Source organism: Streptomyces sp. NPDC032745, from assembly GCF_055579465.1.
On sequence record NZ_JBVING010000011.1, the window covers coordinates 249,128 to 272,787 of the forward strand.

Below are 23,660 nucleotides of genomic sequence, written 5' to 3' on the forward strand. Positions count from 1 at the left end.
GGGAGCCCGCATGAGGATGGCGGTCGTCGGCCTCTTCGCCGGCATGGCGCTGGCCTTCGCCGGATACTTCGGCGGTTTCGGGGCCTTCCTGCTGGTGGCGGCGCTCGGTGCCATCGGCTTCGTCGTGGGCCGGTTCCTGGAGGGGGACCTTGAACTCGGCGACTTCTTCCGCCCCCGCGACCGCGACAGGTGAGGCCCCGATGAGCACGCCACGGGCGACCCAGCCGCGGGTTCCGCCGGCCGACCGGGGGGCAACCCGGATCGCCGACCGGGTCGTCGCCAAGATCGCGGCCCAGGCCGCCCGGGAGGCGCTCACCGCGCCGCCGGGCGGGCCGCAGCCGGCCACGGGCACGGTGCGCGCCGCCGGACTCGCCGTGTCCACCGGGTCCGGCGGCGCCGGGCCGGCCGCCCCGCACGCCACCGTCACCGTGCACCATGACATCGCCCGGGTGCGGGTGAGCCTCGAGCTCGACTACCCCTCCGACCTCGCCGCCCAGTGCGCCGCCGTACGCCGCCAGGTCGTCCTGCGCATCGAGGAGTGCGCCGCCATGTCCGTACCCGAGGTGGACATCGACATCGAGCACCTGCACACCGCGCACACCCCCGGATCCGCCGCACGGGACCGGAAGCTGCGGTGACGGCGCCCGCCCCCGGCCGTGCCCCGGCCCCGGACCCGGCCCCGGAGCCCCCGGTCCGCGTCGCCCGGTTCCGGTCGGCCCGGCGGGTCCCGGCCGCGCTGACCGCCCTCGTCGTGCTCGGGGTGGCGGGCCTGTTCCTCTACGACCTGGCCGCCGTACGGACCGGCCGCCCCGGGATGGAGTGGCGCCGCGAACTCGCCCACCAGCTGGAGCGGCACACCCCCGCGGACCCTTGGGTGCTCGTGGGCGCCGGGGCCCTCGCCTCGGCCGGGGCGGTGCTCCTGTTCCTCGCGCTGGCCCCCGGGCTCCGCAGGATCCTGCCGATGCGGACGGCGGACCCCGACGCCGGGGTACGGGCCGGGCTCGGGCGGAAGGCCGCCGCGCAGGTGCTGCGGGACCGGGCCATGGAGGTGTCCGGGGTGCAGTCGGCGCGGGTCGCGGTGAGCCGGTCCCACGTCGCGGTCCGGGCCGCGTCGCACTTCCGCGAGCTGGACGACGTACGGGCCGACCTGGAGGCGGTACTCGCGGTCGGCATCGGGGAACTGGGCCTCGCACACGCGCCGCAGCCGCGGGTACGGGTCACCCGGGCCGCCGTCGGGAAGGGGTGAGGGGATGCTCGGGACGGTGAACCGGATCCTGCTCGGGGTCATCGGCCTCGTCCTGCTGGCGGCCGGGGTGGCGCTGCTGACGGCGTTCCGGCCGCTCGGCGGCCGCCACGAGCCGCTGCTGACGGAGGCGACCCGGCAGCGGTACTGGCATGCCGAGGGCTGGTGGTGGTGGGCGGTGCTCGCCGGGCTCGGGGTGTGCGTGGTGCTCGCGCTGTGGTGGCTGCTGGCCCAGCTGCGGCGTCCGCGGCTGCCCGCGCTGGTGGTGGACACCGGGGACGGGGCGTTCGCGGTGCTGCGGGGGCGGGCGCTGGAGGAGGCGGTGGCCGCAGAGGCCGGGGCGCTGGACGGGGTCGCCCGGTGCAGCGTCGTGCTGCGCGGGCGGCAGGGCAGGCGCGGCCAGCGCGGTGCGCCCAAGCTGCAGGTGGCGCTGGAGCTGGAGCCGCATGCCGTCCCGGCCGATGCGCTGGCCGCGCTGGCCGGGCCGGTGCTGAACCACGCCCGCCGGTCGGCGGGCCTCCCCGCACTTCCCGCGGAGGCCCGCTTCCGGATCACCTCCCACCGGGCCCGCCGCGTCACCTGACGGCGGGCCCAGGGGCTCAGAAGCCGCGCCGGAAACCGCCGTCGACCGGGAGCATGATGCCCGTCAGGTACGAGGCCGCGGGCGACAGCAGGAACGCCGCCGAGCGGCCGAACTCCTCCGGGGTGCCGTAGCGCCGCAGCGGAATGCCGGATTCGTTGGCCGCACGGGCCGCCTGGGCGTCGCCCGACAGCGCGTCGAGCGCGCGGACGCGGTCGGTGTCGATCCGGGCCGGCAGCAGCCCGACCACCCGGATGCCGCGCGGTCCGAGCTCCACCGACAGGGACTTGGCGAAGCCCGCCAGCCCCGGCCGCAGGCCGTTGGAGATCGTCAGTCCCGGGATCGGCTCGTGGACCGAGCCCGACAGGACGAAGCCGATGACCCCGCCCTCGCCCAGCTCGGCAGCCGCCGCGCGGGCCAGGCGTACGGCGCCCATGAAGACCGCTTCGAACGCCGTGGCCCACTGTTCGTCGGTGTTGCTCGCCGCCGTACCCGGGGCGGGGCCGCCGACGCTGATGAGGATGCCGTCCAAGCGGCCGAACCGTTCCTTCGCAGTGGCGACGAGGGTGGCCGCCGCCTCCGGGTCGGAGTTGTCCGCGGCGATCCCCACGGCGTTCGGACCCAGCGAGGCCGCCGCTTCGGCGGCGCGCGCCGCGTCGCGGCCCGTCACGATCACCTTCGCGCCGTCCGCCGCCAGTTCGCGCGCCGAGGCGAAGCCCAGGCCGCGGGTGGCTCCGGTGACGACGTAGACACGGTCTTTCAGTCCAAGATCCATGCCCGACACGCTACGCCGTCGGCGCCGGCTCCCGCTCGGGGTCGGCGCCGGCCGCAGCGACCGCCGCGCGGTCGCGCTTCTCGCGCCGTACGAGGACCAGCCAGCCCACCGGCACCGACGCGGCGAACAGCCACCACTGCACGGCGTACGCCATGTGCGGGCCGATCGAGTCGTGGTCGGGGTCGGCGACCGGCTCGGGGCTGCCGCCCGCCGGGGCCGGAGCGGTGAGCTCCAGGTAGCCGCCGAGGACGGGCTTGCCGAGGTACTCCGCCTGCCGGGCGCTGTTGATCAGCATCACCTGGCGGTCCGGCAGGCCCTTGCGGTCCTTGATGCCGCTGCCGCCGCTCGTCTCGTCGGCCTTCAGCCGCCCGGTGACCGTCACCTCGCCCGCGGGCGCGGCCGGCACCGGCGGGTAGGCGCGCGGGTCGTCGCCGCCCGCCACCCAGCCGCGGTTGACCAGGACCACCCGGCCGTCGGCCAGCACCAGCGGGGTCAGGACGTGGAAGCCGACCTTGTCGTCGTTGTCGGTGCGCATCCGTACGACGACCTCGTGCGCGGTGTCGTAGGTCCCGGTGGCGGTGACGGCACGCCAGTAGTCGGCCCGCGGGACCGTGTGGCCGGGGGAGGTCACCTCGGTCATCGGAACCGGCTTCGCGGACAGGTTCGACGCGATCAGCTCGTTCTGGGCGACCCGGTGCTCATGGCGGTGGTACTGCCAGAACCCCAGCTTGATCATCGCGGGGATGAGGGCGAGGGCGACGAGGGTGAGGCACACCCATTGCCGGGTCAGCACAAAGCGGTACACGCCCACGACGGTACCCCCAGCCGGGAAGACCCCGGTGGCCGGGTGGCCGTCCGGGGTCGGGAAGGGGAACGGGGTGGGGGACGGGGGAGGGGAACCGGGGGAGCGTCACACGCAGGGTCGGAGGGGCGGAGGGTCACACGCGGTCGACGATGCCCACCTTCCCCTCCGCCCGGGCGCAGTGCGCCCCGCAGTACCACTGGCCCTCGACCTCGACGCCCTGCCCGATGATCTGCACACGGCAGTGCTCGCAGATGGGCGCCATGCGGTGGATGGCGCAGGAGAAGCAGTCGAAGACGTGCACGCTGCCCTGCGCGTGCACTTCGAAGGACATGCCGTAATCGTTTCCGCAGACCTCACAACGTGCCATGCGCCACAGGGTGGGACCGGACGGGCGGAACGCGGAAGCGGGTGCCGGGCGAGTCGCCCGACGCTCACCCGTCTGCCGCAGCCACGTCCCGCAGCAGTTGGGTGAAGGCCGCCTCGTCGACCACCGGCGTACCGAAGGACTTCGCCTTGACCGTCTTGGAGGTGGCCGAGTCGGGGTCGTTCGTCACGAGCAGGCTCGTGAGCCGCGACACACTCGTCGCTACGTGCAGGCCCGCCTCGACCGCCCGGTCCTCCAGCAGCTCCCGGTCCACCGATGTGTCACCCGAGAAGGCGATCCGCATGCCCTGCTTCAGCGGCTTGCCGTCCTCGAAGCGCCCCGGGTTCGGGTGCGGGCACGGCGGCCGCTTGCGCGAGGGCCGCCAGCTGCCGCTCCCGTACGAGGCCTGCCGGCCGATCCGCGGGGTGACGGGGGAGTCGGACCACTCCGTCAGCGGCCGGCATTCCAGCAGGGGCAGCCGTACGCCGTCCCGCGCGGCGGCGTGCAGCGACGGGCGGAACGCCTCCGCGAGCACGCGGGCGTCGTCGAGCGCGTGGTGGGCGCGCTGCTGGACCACGCCGAAGTGCGCGGCGAGCGACTCCAGCTTGTGGTTGGGCAGCGGGAGGTTCAGCTCCTTCGACAGGGCGATGGTGCACAGCCGCTGACGGACCGGCGCGGTCTCGGCCGCCCGCGCGTACTCGCGGGCGATCATCTGCCAGTCGAAGATGGCGTTGTGCGCGACCAGCACCCGGTCCGCGAGCCGGCCCGCGAACTCCTCGGCGATGTCCTTGAAGAGCGGCGCGTCCTGGAGCATGTCGCTGGTGAGCCCGTGGATCCAGACCGGGCCCGGGTCCCGCTGCGGGTTGACCAGGGTGTACCAGTGGTCCTCCACATTGCCCTGCGCGTCGAGCCGGTAGACGGCGGCGGAGATTATCCGGTCGTCGCGAGCGAGTCCGGTCGTCTCCACGTCGACGACCGCGTACCCCTCGGGGTACGCGGTCGGCCACGTCGTCTCTGCGGTCGTACGGTCGTCGAGCATGGTCACAGAGGATATCGGCACGGACTGACACCCGGAGCCCGATGGGCTGTCAGCGGTCGCCGTCCGCCCCTCACCCCAGCGCCGCGACGAGGTCGCCCGCGGCGAGCTGTTCGAGCCCGCAGCCGTCAACAGGCCCCGGCAGCAGCCGGTATACGGACCCGCTCGCCCCGGCCGGCGCGACGTCGCCCTCCACCAGTGCGAGGAACGCCGACCTCCCCGAGGCCGCGGCGCCCGCGAGGGCGTCGACGTCCGCCGAGGGCCGCAGGCCGTCCGGGTCGCGCAGCCCGACCAGCCGGGCGGCGAAGGCCGCGGTGTCCTCGTCCGCCCCGCGCCGGTAGGTCCACAGCTCGTCGGGGTCGCCCGGCCGCGGGGTGCGGCGCAGCACGACCACCTCGGGGCAGCGCGCGGCCGCGTGCCAGGCCGCCAGCTCCCACAGGGTGGTGCGGCCCGTCGAGAAGTACTGGAACAGGTCGCGCCCGATGCGGGCGAGGTCCTCCCGGTGCGCCCACACGCTGTGGTAGCCCTCGTCGTCCGGCAGGTGCACGTCGGTCCACAGGAACCCGCGCCGTTCCAGGTCGACGAGGAGCGGCACGTGGATCCGCGAGCTCCCGACCAGGTCGTAGCGCTGCCGCACGGTCCGCGGGTCGTAGCGGGAGGTGCGCCCGGAGCGGCCGGGCAGGGCCATGAAACCGGCGAAGGCGTCGGGCAGCAGCTCGAACGGGATGTTGTTGTAGCTGAAGACCACGGGCATGGCGAAGCGCACCCCGGTGTCGGCGAGCCGGTCCAGGTCGATGTCCACGTACTCGCTCGCCCCGTCGGGCGCGGGGGCGGAGGTCAGGTCCCCGGAGTGGACGACGGCCCGCTCGCCGTAGACCAGGTTCGTGAAGTCGCACAGGCCCGCGTAGTTCCAGTCGGCGTCGAACAGCACCACCGACAGGTCCAGGTCCACCCGCTTCTTCGGCGGCTCCATCCAGTGCAGGAACATCCGCAGCACCTCGCCGCCGGGCAGCGCCTGGAAACTGCCCTTGGGTACGGTGACCAGCGCCTTGGCGGCGGCCCGTTCGGCGGAGGGCACATGGAGGTGGCCGAGGCGGGAGTCGAGGACCGCCACGTCGTACGGCCGGGCCGCGGCCAGCCGGCGCAGCAGCTCGCGTTCGAACAGCCCGCACACCGAGCGGGTCACCGCCTCGGCCAGCGGGGCCCGGTCCTCGTCCCGGGTGTACGAGTGCGCGACCTGGCCGCGCGGGAAGAACACCCGCCGGGTGCCGGGCAGATGGCGGATCCGAAGCCGGCCGAGCGCGGAAAGCACCGGCCCGGGGCCCGCCTTCGGCAGCCGCTCGGCCAGTACCTCCGCCACCCGCCCGGGCAGGGTCTCGGCCGCGTACAGCCGCAGCAGGTGGTCGAGCCGCCGTACGAGTTCGCCCGGCCGCTCGGCGAGTACGGCCAGGGCCCGGTCCGGGTCCCCGCCGCGCAGCGCCTCCTCGGCGCGGCCGGTCCAGGTGGCTGCGCGCAGCCGGGCGCCGTCGACCCGTACCGCCTGCGGATACGCGGCGGCGGTCGCCAGCAGCGCGGCGCCCAGCCCGGGCCCGGAGGTGTCGGTCCCGCGCAGGACGGCGAAGGCGAGCGCGGCGCGCGGGTGGCGCTCGTACCGCTCGAAGGGGTGCAGGATCTCGGCCGCGCGCTTCCAGAGGTCGCCGTGGCGCAGTACGTCCTCGACGAGCAGCGCCGGATCCAGCGCGTCCAGTACGGCGAGCAGCTCGCGCCGCAGCGGCCGCGGCAGGGAGCGCAGGCGCGGCGGGGCCAGCAGGTCCGCCTCGCCGCCGGACCGGACGGCGAGCAGCCGCAGGACGTCGGTTGCCGTGGTGAGCCGCTCGGGCAGCAGGGCCCGTACGGCCTCCTGGGTGCGGTGGTCGCGCAGCAGGGTGCCGAGGACCAGGGCCTTGGTCTCCCGTACGGGCATGGCGTCGGGCAGCCAGTCGAGCGCGGCCGGGGCGTGCGCGAGCAGGACCCGGGCGTCCTCGGTGTCCTGCGAGGACAGCGGGGTGCGGCGGGCGAGCAGCTTGCCGAGGGCGGTGACGCAGTCGGCGGCGCGGTCGGCGGCGAAGTTCAGCAGCCGCAGCGGGCCGCCTCCGGGGGGAGCGGCGCCGGGCTGCGGTGACGGCCGCAGGAACGGGTCGGCGGGGTCGGTCCGCCGGTGGCAGACCGGGCAGCCCGCGTAGTCGGCGCCGTCCCAGCAGCCGCGGCAGACGAGGTGGGCGCAGGGTGCGACCGGGTGGACGGTGCCCACGGTCGCGCACAGCACGCAGGGCTGGTCCGGCCATTGCAGGAGCAGGGTGAGGACGCGGTCGATCCAGAGGGCGTGCGTGTCGTCGGGCACCGAGGCGGGGAAGGAGCGGAACAGCGGCATGTGGGTGCGGTCGGCGCCCAGCAGGATGTCGATGTCCCGGACCAACTGGGTTCCGGCGGCGGCGAGTCCGGCGGGCCCGAGCCACGCGAGCGCCGAGCGCAGGGGGCCGGTCAGGGCGTAGCCCCGGTCGAGGAGTTCGGCCTCCAGGGCCGTCAGGCCCTCGGCTGTCGACGGGTCGCCCGGGCGCGGCCCGGCCTGGTCGACGTAAACGGTGTGCAGACGGCGCAACAGGACGGTCGACAGCTCGGGCAAAAGGGGGATTCCTCCGGAACCGGAAAGGGATTGAGGCGGGGCGGAGAGGGGACGCGCTACGGGTGTCGTCAGAAGGATGAGAAGGAAGCACGTCGCGGAGCCGCCCCCGCGCCGCAGATACAACCACGGGCCCGGGCGGCCGCAAACCGATTTATCGCAGGGGCGGGTTCGCCGAGGCCAGCAGGGAGCGTACGAGGGCCCGTACGGACAGCTGGAACAGCCTTTCCGGATCCGCCGGGCGGGCCAGGGCGCGGCCGAGTTCCGGGTCGTCGGGGACGGCGGTGGGGGTCCCCTCGGCGGAGCCGGGGGGAGGGTCCCAGAGGTCGCTCTCGGCAGGGGACTGGGCGGGGGATCGCTCGCGGTTGCGCTCCACGAGCAGGAAGCCGACGATCTGGAACTGGACCGCGCGCACCGCGTCGGCCGCCCGGGCCCCGCGCAGCCCGGCCGCGTGCACCTCGTGGACCAGGGCCTGCTGGGCGGGCAGGAACATCCGCTCGGTGAGCCCGCGTTCGTGGACCATCGCGATCAGGTGCGGCCGCTCGCGCAGTTCGCGGCGCAGGATCCGGGCCACGGACAGGATCCGCTCGGTGGGGGTGCGGCCGGCCGGCCGGATCACGCCCATCTCCTGGACGGTCCGCTCCACGAGGGCGTCGAGCAGCGATTCGCGGTTGCCGACGTGCCAGTAGATGGAGGTCACCGCCGTGCCCAGCTCGGCGGCGAGTTTGCGCATGGTGAGGGCGGCCGGGCCGTGCTGCTTGACCAGGCAGACGGCCGCCGCCAGTACCTCGTCACGGGTGAGCGTGGTTCTGGCCACGGCAGTCCGCCAATCTGTCGGATCGTCAGTTCTGGTCGGTGCAGGGGTCTTTACCCTTCATCGGTGGCGGTGTAACTGTGTTACAGAACCGACTCCCCCCGAGACGAGGGATGGTGCGAGAGATGGCACGCGTACGGTACGGAGCGCGCACCGAGGCCGAGATCAAGGCGTTGCGCGAGAAGAGTTCCCGGCTCCCCGACATCTGGTCCACCGGTGTGGTGGCGGTCTGGGAGAGCGACCCGGATGTGGTGGCGGCGGTCCTGCCGCCGCCGCTCAAGCCCGCCGAGCGGCCCCTCGTACGGGCCAACATCAGCAAGGTCGACCTGCCCGGTTACCCCCTCGGCGCCGGCTCGGTGGCCGTCGCCGCGCAGCACGGCGGGGTCGAGGGCTGGTACCCGCTGGTCATGCCGATGACCCACGAGCGGGCCCTGGTCGGCGGCCGCGAGGTCTTCGGCGAGCCGAAGAAGCTGGGCGAGGTCGACGTCGAGCGCGAGGGCCTCGTCGTGCGGGCCTCCCTGGCCCGGCACGGGATCGCCTTCGTGGAGGTGCGCGGGGCGGTGGACCGCGAACTGCCGCTGCCCGAGCCCGCCGCCAAGACCGACTTCTACTTCAAGTTCCTTCCGGCAGTGGACGGTTCGGGCTTCGATGCCGACCCGGTGCTCGTCCACGTCACCCGCAACGAGAAGGTCCGCAAGCTGGAGCACATCACCGGTGACGTGGTCCTGCGCGAGTCGATGTTCGACCCCGTCGCCGACCTCCCCGTACGCCGGATCGTGGAGATCACCATCGGCGAGAAGACCACCGACCAGAAGGGCCGCGTCGTCGAGCGGGTCAGCGCCCAGGCCCTCCTCCCGTACATCCACCAGCGCTACGACGACCCGATGCAGATTCTCGACGGCCCGCCCGAGGGGAGCGTCTGATGCGGCTCGAACCGGGACAGGTGGCCGTCGTCACCGGCGCCGCAGGCGGCATCGGCCTCGCCATGGCCCGCCGCTTCGCCGCCGAGGGGCTGAAGGTCGTCCTCGCCGACGTGGAGGAGGGCGCCCTGCACAAGGCCGCCGACGAGCTGACCGCCGACGGCGCCCAGGTGCTCGCCCGGCTCGTCGACGTCAGCGACCGCGACTCCGTGATCGCGCTGGCCGACGCCGCGTACGACACCTTCGGCGCCGTGCACGTGCTCTGCAACAACGCGGGCGTCGGCTCCGGCGCCGAGGGCCGGATGTGGGAGCACGAGCCCAACGACTGGAAGTGGGCCTTCTCCGTCAACGTCTGGGGCGTCTTCCACGGCATCCAGGCATTCGTCCCCCGCATGATCGCGGCCGGCGGCCCCGGCCACGTCGTCAACACCTCCTCCGGCGACGGCGGCATCGCCCCGCTGCCCACCGCCTCCGTCTACGCCGTCACCAAGGCGGCCGTGGTCACCATGACCGAGTCCCTGTACGCCCACCTCAAGGCGGAGGGCGCGGCCGTCGGCGCCTCCGTCCTCTTCCCCGGCCCGCACATGCTGCGCACCGGACTGTGGGAGTCGCACCGCAACCGGCCCCGGCGGTACGCGAAGCAGCGGCCGCGCAAGACCCCGTACCGCAGCCTCGACCAGTACGAGGCCGCGATGAAGAAGGCCGGCCACGAGGTGGAATTCACCCCGGTCGAGGAGGTCGCCGAGCACGTCGTCGACGGCATCCGCGCCGACCGCTTCTGGATGCTCCCGGCGAGCGAGCACAGCGACCGGCAGATCCGCGCCCGGTCGCAGTCGATGCTCGACCGCGCCGACCCCGCCTACCTGGAGAGCTTCATCCTCGACTGAGGAGCGTTTGCAGTGAGTGAGACCGTGAGCGACAGCACGTACGAAGACCCGTACCTGATCATCTCCTCCGACTGCCACGCGGGCCTGCCGACCGAGCAGTACCGCCCGTACCTCGACTCCCGCTTCCACCCGCAGTTCGACGAGTTCCTCGGCCAGCAGGGCGCCCGCCGCGCCGTGGCCACGAAGCTCGGCGTCCGCAACGAGGCCTTCGCCGAGAAGTGGTTCCACGACCACGAGGAAGGCCTCAAGGGCGGCTGGGACACGGCGCAGCGCTTGAAGGAACTCGACGGCGACGGGGTGGCCGCCGAGGTCGTCTTCCCCGACGCCGACGCCGTGGACAGCCAGACCGCCGCGCCCTTCGGGGTGGGCCTCGGGCTCTCCGGAGACCAGGACCCAGAGCTCGGCATGGCGGGCGCGCAGGCGCACAACCGCTGGCTCGCGGAGTTCGTCTCCCAGACCCCCGAACGGCACTGCGGGGTCGCCCTGCTGCCCATCACGGGCGAACCGTCGAAGGTCGTCGCCGAGATCCACCGGGCCAAGGAGTCCGGGCTCGGCGCGCTGATGATCCCCGCGATGTGGGTGGACAAGGCCCCGTACCACGACCGCCGCTACGACCCGGTCTGGGCGGCCGCAGCCGAGACGCAGATGCCGATCGTCACCCACTCCGGGTCCTCGCCCCGCCACGAATACGGCGACCACCTGGGCATCTTCGTCTCCGAGGTCACCTGGTGGCCGGCCCGCCCGCTGTGGTTCCTGCTCTGGTCCGGGGTCTTCGAGCGGCACCCGGGCCTGAGGTTCGGCGTCGCCGAATCGGGCTGCTGGTGGCTGCCGAACCAGCTGTGGTTCATGGACCGGCTGTACCTCGGTGCGCACGGCGGCAAGAAGCTGTCGCCCTTCGAGGAGCTCAAGCGCCCGCCGAGCGAGTACCTGGACCGCCAGGTGTTCATCTGCGCGACGAACACCAAGCGGCGCGAACTCGCGCAGCGCTACGAGATCGGCGTGGACAACATCCTGTGGGGCTCGGACTTCCCGCACCCCGAAGGGACCTGGCCGAACACCCGGACCTGGCTGAGGAACACCTTCCACGACATCCCGGTCGGCGAGACCCGCCGGATGCTGGGCCTGGCGGCGGCGGAGGTCTTCGGCTTCGACACGGACAAGCTGGCTCCGGTCGCCCGCCGGATCGGCCCCACCCCGGCGGAGCTGGGCCAGCCGGCCGACCAGACTTCCGTGGAGTCCTCGTGGGCCCGCTCGCGGGAGACGGGCCGCCACTGGCTGACGGGCCACGACTTCCCCGTCCTGGGGGTGTCCTGATGGCGGACCGCTACACGGTCATCTCGGCGGACTGCCATGCGGGCGCGGACCTGCTGGACTACAAGCCGTACCTGGAGAAGCGGTACCACGATGAGTTCGACGCCTGGGCCGCCACGTACGTGAACCCGTACGAGGACCTCCTCGCGGACACCGCGGACCGCAACTGGAACTCCGCCCGCCGTCTGTCCGAGCTCGAGGCGGACGGCATCGTGGCCGAGGTCCTCTTCCCCAACACCATCCCGCCGTTCTTTCCCAAGGCCTCGCTGATGGCCCAGCCTCCGACGGCCGCGGAGTACACGATGCGCTGGGCGGGGCTCCAGGCCCACAACCGCTGGCTGGCGGACTTCTGCGCGGACGCACCGGGCCGGCGGGCGGGCGTGGTCCAGATCCTGCTGAACGACGTGGACGCGGCGGTGCAGGAGATCCGCCGCACGAGGGAGGCAGGCCTGACGGGTGGCATCCTGCTGCCCGGTGTCCCGCCCGGCTCGTCGGTCCCCGAGCTGTACTCGGCCGTGTACGACCCGATCTGGGCGGTGTGCGACGAGCTCGACGTCCCGGTCAACCACCACGGCGGCTCGGCGTCCCCGCCGCTCGGCGACGAACCGGCCGCCCGGGCCGTGTTCATGGTGGAGACGACCTGGTTCTCGCACCGCGCGCTGTGGCACCTCATCTTCGGCGGGGCCTTCCGCCGCCACCCCGGCCTGAAGCTGGTCCTGACGGAGCAGGGCTCCGGCTGGATCCCGGGGGTCGTGGAGATGCTGGACTACTACCACGGCCGCCTGGTCGCGGCGTCGGCCACGGCGGAGGCCAAGTTCGGGGCGGGCCTGGCGGAGTCCATGGGCAAGGGCCCGGGCGAGGTCTGGCGGGACAACTGCTTCGTGGGGGCGAGCTTCATGCGCCCCCACGAGGTCCCGCTGCGGGAGCGGATCGGCCTCGACAAGATCATGTGGGGCAGCGACTACCCCCACGACGAGGGCACCACCCCGTTCTCCCGCGAGGGCCTGCGCATCGCGTACGCAGGCCTCCCGAGGGAGGAGGTCGCCGCGATGGCCGGCGGCAACGCGGCCCGCGTGTACGGCTTCGACCTGCCCCTGCTGGACGCGGTGGCCGCGAAGCACGGCCCCCTGGTCTCGGAGATCGCCGAGCCGCTGACCGAGATCCCCCCCGGGGCCACGAGCCCGGCCTTCGCCAGGGGAGGCTCGGTCCGGGTCTGGTGACACCGGCGCCGCCGCCGGAGCGGCTCAGTGGATGTACGAAAGCCGCTCCGGCGGGATCAGCTCGGCGCCGGTGAAGGCGGACCGGCGGTCCAGCTCGATCCGCAGCGTGTGCAGCTCGGCCAGCGGGGACAGGTCCACGACCCCGGCGCACTCGACGAGCCGGAGCCGGCCCAGCGCGGGCAGGTGCCCGAGGGGCCCCAGTCCGCCGGGGAATCCGCAGCGCAGCAGCATCAGCTCGGTCAGCCGCTCGTACGGGGCCAGCACCCCGAGGTCCACCGCCACGGTGTGCCGGATCTGGAGCGAGGTCAGCCCGGTCAGCGGCTCCCGCCGCACGAGCTGCCCGTACTGACTCTCCCCGGCGATGGTGAGATCGCGCACTGCGGGCCAGCGCTCCAGCCCGTCGAGGGAGAGGCCGCGCGCGCCCTGCCACAGGGTCAGCTTGACCAGCCCCTGTGACGCGGGGACGTCCCCGATGTGCCGCTCCTTCGGCTCGAAGCCGATCACCAGTGACCGGAGGGTGGGCACACCGGCGAGCGGGGCCAGCGAGAGCCCGTCCGGCACGTATCCGAAGGCCAGGCTGTCCGGGGTCAGTTCCCCGATCGGGTCGATGCCGGTCAGCTGCGGACAGTCGAAGATCCCGAAGTGCTCCAGCGCGTGATGCCCCTCCAGCGCCGTGAGGTCCAGTAGCTCCGCGTTGCGCTGCAGGACCAGCCACTGCAGGTCCCGGCGCCCGGTGATCTCGGGGGGCAGCGGCCCGTCCCAGGTGAGGTGCACCCGGCGGATGTGCGGCAGTCCGCGGAACGACCTCAGCTGCTCGGGCGTGCGGATGTGCAGGTGGGCGGCGCTCATCGTGGCGCCCGCAAGGACCGCGTCCGCGTAGTCCCCGGTGGGGAAGCGGCCCCAGGACTCGGACAGCTCGTGGCCCACCTCGTAGCGGTCGTCGCGCCGGAAGCCGGCGATCACCTGGAGCGCCCGGTCCCCGCCGATCAGCGCCGCCGTGCGTACGGTCGCCGCCGCCTCCTCCTCGCCGAGGTCCACCGGTTCCGGCAGCAGCTCCAGCACCAGCTCGCCCGCCTTGGCCAGTTCCTCGGCCTGGCCCGGGCCGCGCGGCGGCAGCAGCTGCGCCGTGCGCGCCTGCACGTCGGCCCGCACCCGCGGATCCAGCTCGGGCGCGTGCTCCAGACAGGCCGCGGCCAGCAGCACCAGCCGGCTGCGGTCACGCTTGACCTTGTCGGCGCGTCGCAGCAGCTGGGTCAGCATCCGGGCGCGTTCGTCGGGCCGGGCGTGCCCGACGGCCATCCGGAACACGTCGTCCCAGGCGTCCTCGTGGGCGTTGCGGATCAGCACCCCGAAGTCGCGGGACTCCACGGCCGCCTTGGCACCCAGGTAGTCCCGGAAGGTGCGGTGCACGAAGTGCACGGAGTCGGGCACGGGTTCGCGCAGCAGCCCGCTGCGGATCAGCAGGTGCTTGAACACCCGCTCGGTACTGCCCTGCGCCCGCACCTGGGGCATCGCGTCCAGCCACTCGTCCAGCATCAGCACGACGTCTTCACGGGCCGCCTCCACCTGCCCGTTGCGGATGAGCCAGTAGGCGAGCCGCTGGAGCAGCACGGTCTGTTCGTCCCGGCTGAGGTAGACCCCTTCGACCCCGGCTATGTCCCGTTCGGCGTCGCGGCGGACCAACAGCATGTCCAGCGCCGCGTCGTACAGCTCCTTGCGCGCCCGCGGCAGCTGCATCCGGCGGTCCCGGTTCAGGGCGCACAGCAGCGCGCACATCAGGGGGTTCGTCGCCAGCCGGCCGAGATCGCGCCGGGAGCCCACCGACTGGATCAGCGTCCGCTCGAAGGTGTCGAGCTGCGTCCGCTCCTCTCGGGACCCGCACTCCTCGCGCGCCGAGTCGTGCCAGTGCGTGATGAACGCCCGTACGTCGTCCCGCTCCATCGACACCAGCGACAGCGGGGCGAAGCCCTGCCCCTTGAGCCAGTCCTCCGGCACCGCGGACGGGCGGCTGGTCACGATGTAGCGCGCCCTCGGGAAGGCCGCGATCAGTGAGCGCAGCCACGCCTCGGTCCGGTTGCGCAGCCGCTGCGGCACCTCGTCCACCCCGTCGACCAGCACCAGCGCCCGCCCGCTCGACAGGAGGCCCTCCGTCCAGCCGGACGGCGCCTGCAGCGGTACGCCGGACGCCCGGAGCCAGTCCTCGGGGACGGGCAGGGCCTCGGAGGCGTGGAAGGAGCGCAGGCGCAGGACGAAGGGGACGAGCGTGTTCCAGTGCGCCAACTGCCGCCCGAAGCTGCGCCGGGCCGCGTTCAGCGCCATCCACTGGACGAGGGTCGACTTGCCGGATCCGGCCGGGCCGCGCAGCAGCACCCGGGCGGAGCCGCCGATCGCCTGTTCCACCTTGACGGCGCTCCGGTGCGAGCCGGGCTCCTCCAGCAGCGGGTCGCCGGTCACCGCCAGACTGATGTAGGCCAGGTCGAGCGGCCATTCCTGGCGGGCCTGGCTGAGCGTCAGGCCGTAGAGCTGGAGCCGGCCGTGAGCCTCGGCCATGTACCGGGCGTAGCGCTCCTCGAACCGGCCGGCCTCCGCCTCCGGGACGGGCGCGAGCCGCGCCGCCATGCGGTCCATGCGGCGTTCCAGCCCGCCGGTGCGGCGGACCAGTTCCAGATCCGCCCGCGCCCCGAACCCGGGCAGCGTCGTCACGTACTCGACCACGTGGACGCAGCACAGGCCGGCCAGTCGCCGGTAGAGGGCCTCGGCCCGCGCGCCGAGGCCCGGCGGCGGCGGTGGCAGCGCCGCCGCCAGGGCCCCCGGGTCGAGGTCCACCGCGAAGAGGGCTTCCGCGTCCAGCGTCCCGAGCGCCCCGAAGGCGTCGCCCACCGCGTTCAGGGCCGCGAGGCGCTCGTGGTCCGGCAGGAGCGCACACGCCGGGCCCAGCCGTTCCACCAGAGTCCCGGTCAGTTTCCGGATCTCCGCGTCGCCCAGTTCCGCCGGCCGCCGCCAGCGCGGCGCGGGGGCGGCTGCGTCGGGGGTCAGTCCCGCCCCCGGGGCCCGTGCCACGAGCGACTTCACCACCGCTCCCGCCGCGGTACCCGCCACCCGTAAGAGAACTGTCTCGAACCCCGTCACACGGCCTCCCCACCCTGGCCGTCCAGTATCAGGGGTACCTGCGGTAACCCAGTCGGATACCGATCGGTAACAACCCCTAGCGGAGCCCCCGAACCCGCTCTATGGTGCGGGCATGCCGAACCTGCCCGATGTCGTGCTGTGGTCCATACCCGCCTTTGTGCTGCTCACCGTCATCGAGGTGGTGAGCTACCGGCTGCATCCCGACGAGGACGCCGCCGGCTACGACACCAAGGACGCGGCGACGAGCGTCGCCATGGGGCTCGGCAGCATCGGCTTCGACCTGCTGTGGAAGCTCCCGGTCGTCGCCGTCTTCACCGCGGTCTACGAACTGACCCCGCTGCGCGTGCCGTTCCTGTGGTGGACCGCCCTGCTGATGCTGCTCGCCCAGGACTTCCTCTACTACTGGCAGCACCGCGGCCACCACGTCATCCGGATCCTGTGGGCCTGCCACGTCGTCCACCACAGCAGCCGGAACTTCAACCTCACCACCGCCCTGCGCCAGCCCTGGACCAGCGCGACCACGTGGTGGTTCTACCTGCCGATGGTCGCCCTCGGCGTGCACCCGGCCGCGATCCCGTTCTGTTACGGCATCAACCTCCTCTACCAGTTCTGGGTCCACACCGAGCGCATCGGCAAGCTGCCGCGGGCCTACGAGTACGTCTTCAACACCCCCTCCCACCACCGTGTGCACCACGCCTCCCAGGGCGGCTACCTGGACCGCAACTTCGGCGGGATCCTGATCATCTGGGACCGGATGTTCGGCTCCTGGGTGGGCGAGACCGACAAGCCCGTCTACGGGCTCACCAAGAACATCAGCACCTACAACCCGCTGCGGGTCGCCACCCACGAGTACGCCGCCATCGCCCGCGACGTCCGCGCCGCCGGCAGCTGGCGCGAGCGCGCCGGACGCGTCTTCCGCGGCCCCGGCTGGCAGCCCGCCGCCCCGGTGGCGGCCGAGAGCGCCGCCGCCGAGCCCGCCGCCGAGCCCACCGTCGAGCCCGCCGCCGGGTCCGCCGTCGAGCCCGCCGCCCCCGCGAAGGCCTCGGAGCACGCCGCGTGAACGCCACCGAGTCCCGTACGCCTTCCTGGGCCCGCCCCGCAGCGGCCGCCGCCGACGGTGCGCGCGGCCGGATCCTGCTCGGCGCCTTCGCCGCCGCCACCGCCGTCGACCTCGGCTCGCTGCTGGCCGGCTGGCACCTCGGGCACGTCCTCGCCAAGCCGCTGCTGATGCCGCTGCTCGTCGCGTACGTCATCAGCCGCAGGGCGCCCCGCCTGCTGATCGCGGCCCTGCTGTTCGGGTGGGGCGGGGACCTGGCGCTGCTCTTCGACGCCGAGCCCGCCTTCCTCGTCGGCATGGGCTCCTTCGCCGCCGGGCACGTCTGCTACCTCGTGCTCTTCGGCCGGGGCAGGACGCATCCCGCGCTCGGGGGCGCGTACGCCGTCGCCCTCCTCGGGACCGTCGGCCTGCTCTGGGGCGACCTGCCGGCCGACCTGCGGATCCCGGTGGCCGGGTACAGCCTGCTGCTCACCGCCATGGCCTACCGCTCCAGCGCCCTCGGCCTGCGCGCGGGCCTCGGCGGGGCCCTGTTCCTGCTCTCCGACACGCTGATCGCCACCGGGGTCGCCGACTGGCCGCAGCTGCCGCGCCCCGACTTCTGGATCATGGCCACCTACGTCGCCGCCCAGTACCTGCTGGCCACCGGCGCGCTCACTCCGACGCAGGCGTACCGTAGGACGGTCATACAAGACTCAACCAACTGATCCGGAGGGCTGCACACCCATGCGCGCCACCGTCATCCACGCCCCGCACGACATCCGCGTGGAGGAGGTGCCCGACGCTGCGATCCAGCGCCCCGAGGACGCCGTCGTCCGCGTCCTGCGTGCCTGTATCTGCGGCAGCGACCTGTGGGCCTACCGCGGAGAGGCCGAGCGCCAGCCCGGCCAGCGCATCGGCCACGAGTTCCTCGGCGTCATCGAGGAGACCGGCTCGGCCGTGTCCACACTGAAGGCCGGCGACCTCGTCGTCGCCCCCTTCATGTGGTCGGACGGAACCTGCCACTACTGCTCCGAGGGCCTGTACACCTCCTGCACGAGCGGCGGCTTCTGGGGCTCGGTCGGCCACGACGGCGGCCAGGGCGAGGCGGTCCGCGTCTCGCACGCCGACGGCACCCTCGTGAAGCTGCCCGCCGCGGCCGTCTCCGACGACCAGCTGCTGACCGGCCTGCTCGCGCTGTCCGACGTCATGGGCACCGGGCACCACGCCGCGCTGGGCGCGGGCGTGCGCAAGGGCTCCACCGTGGCCGTCGTCGGTGACGGCGCGGTCGGCCTGTGCGGGGTCCTCGCCGCCAAGCGACTGGGCGCCGAGCGGATCATCGCGCTGGGCCGCCACACCGTCCGTACGGACATCGCCAAGCTCTTCGGGGCCACCGACGTCGTCGCCGAGCGCGGCGAGGCCGCCGAGGCGGCCGTCCGCGAACTCACCCGCGGCCAGGGCGCGCACGCGGTCATCGAGGCGGTCGGCACCGAGCAGTCCATGCGTACCGCGGTGAACATCACCCGCGACGGCGGGGCCATCGGCTACGTCGGCGTCCCGCACGGCAGCGGCACCGGCCTCGACCTCGGCGTGATGTTCGACCGCAACATCACCCTGCGCGGCGGCGTCGCCCCGGTGCGCGCGTACATACCGGAGCTGCTGGAGGACGTGCTGAGCGGCGCGATCGACCCGGCGCCCGTCTTCGACCGGGCCGTTTCCCTGGACGAGGTCCCGGACGGCTACCGCGCGATGGACGACCGCAGCGCGCTGAAGGTGCTCATCAAGCCCTGACGGCCCGAGTGACGGCAGGAGGGGCCGGGCTTCGGGGGAATCCCCCCGAAGCCCGGCCCCTTCGCCTGTTCGGGCGCTCAGGTGTTCAAGCGGCTACTTCACGGCCTTCAGCGCGTCCACCACGCCGTAGCCGTAGTACCCGGTCTGGCCCCACTTGCTCTGGCAGGTGGTGGCGTCGACCAGCGCACCGGTCGCGTCGTAGACCTTCTCCGGGCAGGCCGCCTTGGTGGCCTGGGCCTTCAGCATGGCCTGGAGCTGCGACGGCGTGGCCGACGGGTGCGCGCTCTTGAGCAGCGCGGCCACGCCCGCGACGTGCGGTCCGGCCATCGAGGTGCCCTGCTTGTAGCCGTAGCCGCCGCCCGGCAGGGTCGACAGCACGCGGCCGTTGGCGTCCGGCGTGGCCGGGACCTGCCACTTGTCGCCGCCGGGGGCGGCGACGTCGACGACGCCCAGGCCGAAGCTGGAGTAGTACGACTTGAAGCCCTGGTCGCCGGTCGCGCTCACCGTGACCACACCCGGCAGCTGGGTGGGCAGGTCCAGGCAGACGTGCGGGTCGATCGTGCGCGGGACCGGGGTGCCGTCGTCCGGGCTGGTGTCGTCGACGATCGCGTTCGACGCCAGGTCGTGGTTCGAGTTGCCGGCCGAGGCCACGCTGAGCACGCCCTTGCGCTCGGCGTACTTGGTCGCCCGGCCGAGGGCCTCCACCAGCGCCTTCTGGTCGTCGTCCGCCTTGCAGTTGTAGAGCCAGGGGTCGACGTAGTAGCTGTTGTTGGTCACCTCGATCCCCTTCTCGGCGGCGAACATGAAGCCGCAGACGACCGCCTCGGTGAAGAACAGGCTGGTGCCCGGCTCGCTCACCTTGATCGCGGCGACCTGCACGCCCGGCGCGACGCCCGAGATGCCGATTCCGTTGCGGGCGGCCGCGATGGTGCCGGCCACGTGCGTGCCGTGGTCGCTGCCGTCGGCGTACGGGCGCCACGCGCCCTCGGTGGTGTCCGCGACGCCGCCGACGCAGTTGGCCGACTGGCCCTTGGAGAAGTTCGCCGCGAGATCCGGGTGGGTGTCGTCGACACCCGTGTCGATGACGCCCACCGTGACGTCCCGGCTGCCATCGTTGATCTTGTGCGCCTGATCGGCCTTGATCGCCCGCAGGTCCCACTGGTTGGGCTCCAGCGGCTCCTGACCGTCCGCGGCGGCCGATGCCGCCTTGGCGGCGTCCGCCGCGCTCAGCTTCTGCGTCGTGCCCTCCTCGGTGGTCTGCACCGGCTGGAGGGGGGCCGTCCGGGTGGCGCCGACCGACACGAACAGGCCGCGCTGCGCACGCAGCTGCTTGGCGAAGTCCGGGTTCTGGGAGTGTGCGACGACGACCCCGATCTGCTCATAGGACGTCACCACCGTTCCGCCGGCCCGCTCGATGGCCTTGTTCGCGGCCTTCACCGTGGCGTACGAGTTCAGGTTCGCGACGTACGAGAGCTTGGGGCCGGTGGTGTCGGGCTTCGCCGCGGCCGCCGTACCCGCCGTGTTGCCCAGCGGGGCGGCGGAGGCCGCGACCGAGGGCAGGAAGGCGAGCGAGGCGGTGAGCGCCAGGCCGACCGGTACGGCGATACGCCGGCGGCCGGGTCCCAGATGAGCCATGGGTTCTCCACATCATCCGTGAAAGAAGCCGTCCGCGCGTGGTCGCGCAGGACGACGAGTTCATGACACGTGAACCTAGTGCCGGGGTTCGTCTTTCCGCCATCAGTTCGAGAAATCAGTTTTCGAAGAACCAACGGGTGTTGAACCGTCCCGCCGCGCCGGCCGTGCCGTTGGGCAGGGGGGCTCAGCGCCACCGTCCCCCCACACGGAGGTTGTTTTGTCCGTCGTCCCCACCGCACCCGCGTCACAAGGAGAACCCCCCGTGACCACCGAAGCAGCGCCGCCGCACGGCAGCGCGGGAACATCCACGGCGAGCCCCACGGCCGAAGAGTTCACAGCTGTCCAGCAGGGCGCCGAATTCGCCGAACTGCGCAGTTCCTACCGCTCCTTCGCCTTCCCGCTCACCGTGGCCTTCATCGCCTGGTACCTGCTCTACGTCCTGCTGTCCAACTACGCCGGCGGCTTCATGGGGACCAAGCTCTTCGGGAACATCAACGTCGCCCTCGTGTTCGGCCTCGCCCAGTTCGCGACGACCTTCCTCATCGCCTGGCTGTACTCCCGCCACGCCGCCGAGAAGCTCGACCCCAAGGCCGCGGCGATCAAGGCGCGGATGGAGGCCGGCGAATGAGCGGCACCCTCCCCCTCCACCTCGCGGCGAACACCGCCGCCGGGGCCACCGAGCACCGGCCGCTGATCATCACCCTGTTCGGGCTGTTCGTCGTCGCCACCCTCATCATCACGATCTGGGCCGGCCGCCAGACCAAGGACGCCGCCGACTTCTACGCGGGCGGCCGCCAGTTCACCGGCTTCCAGAACGGCCTCGCCATCTCCGGCGACTACATGTCCGCCGCGTCCTTCCTCGGCATCGCCGGCGCCATCGCGCTCTTCGGCTACGACGGCTTCCTCTACTCCATCGGCTTCCTCGTGGCCTGGCTGGTCGCCCTGCTGCTCGTCGCCGAGCCGCTGCGCAACTCCGGCCGCTACACGATGGGCGACGTCCTCGCGTTCCGGATGCGCCAGCGGCCCGTCCGCACCGCCGCCGGCACCTCGACCATCGTCGTCTCGATCTTCTACCTGCTCGCCCAGATGGCCGGCGCCGGCGTGCTCGTCTCGCTGCTCCTCGGCATCACCAGCGACGGCGGCAAGGTCGCGGTCGTCGCGCTGGTCGGCGTGCTGATGATCCTCTACGTCACCATCGGCGGTATGAAGGGCACCACCTGGGTCCAGATGATCAAGGCCGTCCTGCTCATCGCGGGCGCCCTGCTCATCACCTTCCTGGTGCTGCTGAAGTTCAACTTCAACATCTCCGACCTGCTGGGCAAGGCCGCCGAGAACAGCGGCCGGGGCACCAAGTTCCTGGAGCCCGGTCTCAAGTACGGCAAGGACGCGACGACGAAGCTGGACTTCATCTCGCTCGGCATCGCCCTGGTCCTCGGCACCGCCGGCCTGCCGCACATCCTGATCCGCTTCTACACGGTTCCCACGGCCAAGGCCGCCCGCAAGTCCGTGAACTGGGCCATCGGCATCATCGGCGCCTTCTACCTGATGACCATCGCCCTCGGATTCGGCGCCGCGGCCCTGCTCAAGCGCACCGACATCATCGCCTCGAACAAGGCCGGCAACACCGCGGCCCCGCTCGTCGCCCAGGAACTCGGCGGCGGCGCGGGCTCCACCGGCGGCGCGGTCCTGCTCGCCGTGATCTCCGCGGTCGCGTTCGCCACCATCCTCGCCGTGGTGGCCGGGCTCACCCTCGCCTCCTCCTCGTCCTTCGCCCACGACCTGTACGTGAACGTGATCCGCAAGGGCAACGCCACCGAGCAGGAGGAGGTCCGGGCGGCCCGCTGGTCCACCGTCGTCATCGGCGCCGCCGCCATCGGCCTGGGGGCCCTGGCCCGCGACCTCAACGTCGCCGGCCTCGTCGCCCTCGCCTTCGCGGTCGCCGCTTCCGCCAATCTGCCGACCATCCTCTACAGCCTCTTCTGGAAGCGGTTCAGCACCCAGGGCGCGCTGTGGTCGATCTACGGCGGCCTCGTCTCCGCGGTCGTCCTCGTCCTCTTCTCCCCGGTCGTCTCCGGCAAGGAGACCTCGATGTTCAAGAACGCCGACTTCTACTGGTTCCCCCTGGAGAACCCGGGCATCGTCTCGATCCCGCTCGGCTTCCTGCTGGGCTGGCTGGGAACCGTGCTGTCGAAGGAGAAGGCCGACCCCCAGAAGTTCGCGGAACTCGAGGTGCGCTCCCTTACCGGAACCGGCGCACACTGAGACCGTACTCATGTGACATGGGCCGAACACACAGCGTGGCCGCGTCGTATTTCTCTACGACGCGGCCACGTCGCGTCTCGTTCATTCGGGCATCCCTACGCCTCACGCGCGTCGCGTAGGCTCGATTACGGCGCCAGGCGTTTATCCGAGGTGGCGCGAACCTCTATGGACCGGACAGGGGAGGGGGCCTGAAATGCTTCTCGACACTTATGGCCGCGTGGCCACTGACCTGCGCGTCTCACTCACCGACCGGTGCAACCTGCGCTGTACGTACTGCATGCCCGAGGAGGGTCTGCAGTGGCTCGGGAAAACGGATCTGCTGAGTGACGAGGAGATCGTCCGGCTGATCCGGATAGCCGTCACGCAGCTCGGGATCACCGAGGTCCGTTTCACGGGCGGCGAGCCGCTGCTCCGCCCCGGCCTGGTCGGGATCGTCGAGCAGTGTGCGGCGCTGGAGCCCCGCCCCAAGATGTCCCTGACCACCAACGGCATCGGCCTCAAGCGCACCGCACAGGCGCTCAAGGCCGCCGGCCTGGACCGCGTAAACGTTTCGCTGGACACCCTGCGGCCCGAGGTCTTCAAGACCCTCACCCGGCGTGACCGGCACCGCGACGTCATCGACGGCATGGCCGCCGCCCGCGAGGTGGGCCTGACCCCCGTCAAGGTCAACGCCGTCCTGATGCCGGGCCTGAACGACGACGAGGCCCCGGACCTGCTCGCCTGGGCCGTGGAGAACGAGTACGAGCTCCGCTTCATCGAGCAGATGCCGCTCGACGCCCAGCACGGCTGGAAGCGCGACGGCATGATCACCGCCGGGGACATCCTCGCGTCGCTGCGCACCCGCTTCACGCTCACCGAGGAAGGCGCCGCGGAGCGCGGATCCGCTCCGGCCGAGCGCTGGGTGGTCGACGGCGGCCCGGCCACCGTCGGCGTGATCGCCTCGGTGACCAGGCCCTTCTGCAGCGCCTGCGACCGCACCCGGCTCACCGCCGACGGCCAGGTCCGTACGTGCCTGTTCGCCACCGAGGAGTCGGACCTGCGCGGTGCTCTGCGCTCCGGCGCCCCGGACGAGGAGATCGCCCGCCTGTGGAAGGTGGCGATGTGGGGCAAGAAGGCCGGGTCCGGTCTCGACGACCCGTCCTTCCTGCAGCCCGACCGCCCGATGTCCGCGATCGGCGGCTGAGGGCCCCGGCCCG

General features: G+C 72.6%; 22 protein-coding genes. 14 read left to right on the plus strand and 8 right to left on the minus strand.

The window, feature by feature from the left end:
- Positions 1-10 precede the first annotated feature (10 nt).
- From ACZ5WG_RS27510 to amaP, 4 genes are read left to right on the plus strand one after another with little or no spacing between them, the layout of a single operon-like run.
- Complete coding sequence (locus tag ACZ5WG_RS27510) at positions 11-193, plus strand: hypothetical protein (protein ID WP_468726590.1); 183 nt, start codon at positions 11-13, stop codon at positions 191-193.
- Between the two features lie 7 nt (positions 194-200).
- Complete coding sequence (locus ACZ5WG_RS27515; protein ID WP_468726591.1) at positions 201-638, plus strand: Asp23/Gls24 family envelope stress response protein; 438 nt, start codon at positions 201-203, stop codon at positions 636-638.
- Positions 635-1,246, plus strand: a complete 612-nt coding sequence (locus ACZ5WG_RS27520) for a DUF6286 domain-containing protein (protein ID WP_468726592.1) — start codon at positions 635-637, stop codon at positions 1,244-1,246. The genes ACZ5WG_RS27515 and ACZ5WG_RS27520 overlap by 4 nt, the downstream gene beginning before the upstream one ends.
- Before the next feature lie 4 nt (positions 1,247-1,250).
- Positions 1,251-1,826: an alkaline shock response membrane anchor protein AmaP gene (gene amaP, locus ACZ5WG_RS27525; protein ID WP_468726593.1), complete on the plus strand. Its 576-nt coding sequence runs from the start codon at positions 1,251-1,253 to the stop codon at positions 1,824-1,826.
- A 16-nt stretch (positions 1,827-1,842) separates the two neighbouring features.
- Here amaP and ACZ5WG_RS27530 read toward each other — a convergent pair whose 3' ends face one another.
- The 6 genes from ACZ5WG_RS27530 to ACZ5WG_RS27555 form a co-directional block, all read right to left on the minus strand.
- Positions 1,843-2,598, minus strand: a complete 756-nt coding sequence (locus ACZ5WG_RS27530) for an SDR family oxidoreductase (RefSeq protein WP_468726595.1) — start codon at positions 2,596-2,598, stop codon at positions 1,843-1,845.
- Positions 2,599-2,608: 10 nt separating this feature from the next.
- Complete coding sequence (locus tag ACZ5WG_RS27535; protein WP_468726597.1) at positions 2,609-3,403, minus strand: SURF1 family cytochrome oxidase biogenesis protein; 795 nt, start codon at positions 3,401-3,403, stop codon at positions 2,609-2,611.
- 133 nt (positions 3,404-3,536) lie between these two features.
- Positions 3,537-3,770 (minus strand): hypothetical protein, encoded by a 234-nt coding sequence (locus tag ACZ5WG_RS27540; protein WP_078622409.1) that lies wholly within the window; start codon positions 3,768-3,770, stop codon positions 3,537-3,539.
- 64 nt (positions 3,771-3,834) lie between these two features.
- Positions 3,835-4,812: a DEDDh family exonuclease gene (locus ACZ5WG_RS27545; RefSeq protein WP_468726675.1), complete on the minus strand. Its 978-nt coding sequence runs from the start codon at positions 4,810-4,812 to the stop codon at positions 3,835-3,837.
- A gap of 64 nt (positions 4,813-4,876) precedes the next feature.
- The gene (locus ACZ5WG_RS27550; RefSeq protein WP_468726598.1) at positions 4,877-7,465 is read right to left on the minus strand and encodes an MXAN_6230/SCO0854 family RING domain-containing protein; all 2,589 of its coding nucleotides are present in this window, start codon (positions 7,463-7,465) and stop codon (positions 4,877-4,879) included.
- A gap of 151 nt (positions 7,466-7,616) precedes the next feature.
- Positions 7,617-8,279 carry a TetR/AcrR family transcriptional regulator gene (locus ACZ5WG_RS27555; RefSeq protein WP_468726599.1) on the minus strand — a complete coding sequence of 221 codons (663 nt, stop codon included), beginning with the start codon at positions 8,277-8,279 and terminating at the stop codon, positions 7,617-7,619.
- 122 nt (positions 8,280-8,401) lie between these two features.
- Between ACZ5WG_RS27555 and ACZ5WG_RS27560 the strand changes: the two genes are divergently transcribed.
- The 4 genes from ACZ5WG_RS27560 to ACZ5WG_RS27575 are packed head-to-tail and all read left to right on the plus strand — an operon-like array spanning position 8,402 to position 12,614.
- Positions 8,402-9,199 carry an acetoacetate decarboxylase family protein gene (locus ACZ5WG_RS27560; protein ID WP_468726601.1) on the plus strand — a complete coding sequence of 266 codons (798 nt, stop codon included), beginning with the start codon at positions 8,402-8,404 and terminating at the stop codon, positions 9,197-9,199.
- Complete coding sequence (locus tag ACZ5WG_RS27565) at positions 9,199-10,083, plus strand: SDR family NAD(P)-dependent oxidoreductase (protein WP_468726602.1); 885 nt, start codon at positions 9,199-9,201, stop codon at positions 10,081-10,083. The genes ACZ5WG_RS27560 and ACZ5WG_RS27565 overlap by 1 nt, the downstream gene beginning before the upstream one ends.
- A 24-nt stretch (positions 10,084-10,107) precedes the next feature.
- On the plus strand, positions 10,108-11,397 hold the full coding sequence (locus ACZ5WG_RS27570; protein WP_468726676.1) for an amidohydrolase family protein: 1,290 nt from the start codon (positions 10,108-10,110) through the stop codon (positions 11,395-11,397).
- Entirely contained in the window at positions 11,397-12,614 is a 1,218-nt protein-coding gene (locus ACZ5WG_RS27575; protein WP_468726603.1) for an amidohydrolase family protein, read from the plus strand. Before ACZ5WG_RS27570 ends, ACZ5WG_RS27575 begins: the two co-directional genes overlap by 1 nt.
- Before the next feature lie 24 nt (positions 12,615-12,638).
- On the opposite strand, the gene ACZ5WG_RS27580 is transcribed toward ACZ5WG_RS27575, so the two are convergent.
- Positions 12,639-15,743: an NACHT domain-containing protein gene (locus ACZ5WG_RS27580; protein ID WP_468726605.1), complete on the minus strand. Its 3,105-nt coding sequence runs from the start codon at positions 15,741-15,743 to the stop codon at positions 12,639-12,641.
- A gap of 112 nt (positions 15,744-15,855) precedes the next feature.
- On the opposite strand from ACZ5WG_RS27580, the gene ACZ5WG_RS27585 reads away from it, so the two are divergent.
- Genes ACZ5WG_RS27585 through ACZ5WG_RS27595 form a run of 3 tightly spaced genes read left to right on the plus strand, consistent with a single transcriptional unit; the run spans position 15,856 to position 18,567 of the window.
- Positions 15,856-16,803 (plus strand): sterol desaturase family protein, encoded by a 948-nt coding sequence (locus tag ACZ5WG_RS27585; protein WP_468726606.1) that lies wholly within the window; start codon positions 15,856-15,858, stop codon positions 16,801-16,803.
- Positions 16,800-17,504, plus strand: coding sequence for a lysoplasmalogenase (locus ACZ5WG_RS27590; RefSeq protein WP_468726607.1), 705 nt, complete (start codon positions 16,800-16,802; stop codon positions 17,502-17,504). Before ACZ5WG_RS27585 ends, ACZ5WG_RS27590 begins: the two co-directional genes overlap by 4 nt.
- A 19-nt stretch (positions 17,505-17,523) precedes the next feature.
- Positions 17,524-18,567: a zinc-dependent alcohol dehydrogenase family protein gene (locus ACZ5WG_RS27595; protein WP_468726609.1), complete on the plus strand. Its 1,044-nt coding sequence runs from the start codon at positions 17,524-17,526 to the stop codon at positions 18,565-18,567.
- Between the two features lie 93 nt (positions 18,568-18,660).
- Here ACZ5WG_RS27595 and ACZ5WG_RS27600 read toward each other — a convergent pair whose 3' ends face one another.
- A complete protein-coding gene (locus tag ACZ5WG_RS27600) occupies positions 18,661-20,202 on the minus strand; it encodes a S8 family peptidase (RefSeq protein WP_468726610.1) in 1,542 nt (513 codons plus the stop codon).
- Positions 20,203-20,464: 262 nt separating this feature from the next.
- On the opposite strand from ACZ5WG_RS27600, the gene ACZ5WG_RS27605 reads away from it, so the two are divergent.
- From ACZ5WG_RS27605 to moaA, 3 genes are all read left to right on the plus strand, one after another.
- Positions 20,465-20,830, plus strand: a complete 366-nt coding sequence (locus tag ACZ5WG_RS27605; protein WP_468726612.1) for a DUF485 domain-containing protein — start codon at positions 20,465-20,467, stop codon at positions 20,828-20,830.
- Positions 20,827-22,464 carry a solute symporter family protein gene (locus ACZ5WG_RS27610; RefSeq protein ID WP_468726614.1) on the plus strand — a complete coding sequence of 546 codons (1,638 nt, stop codon included), beginning with the start codon at positions 20,827-20,829 and terminating at the stop codon, positions 22,462-22,464. Before ACZ5WG_RS27605 ends, ACZ5WG_RS27610 begins: the two co-directional genes overlap by 4 nt.
- Positions 22,465-22,657: 193 nt before the next feature.
- The gene (gene moaA, locus ACZ5WG_RS27615; RefSeq protein ID WP_468726616.1) at positions 22,658-23,647 is read left to right on the plus strand and encodes a GTP 3',8-cyclase MoaA; all 990 of its coding nucleotides are present in this window, start codon (positions 22,658-22,660) and stop codon (positions 23,645-23,647) included.
- Positions 23,648-23,660 lie beyond the last annotated feature (13 nt).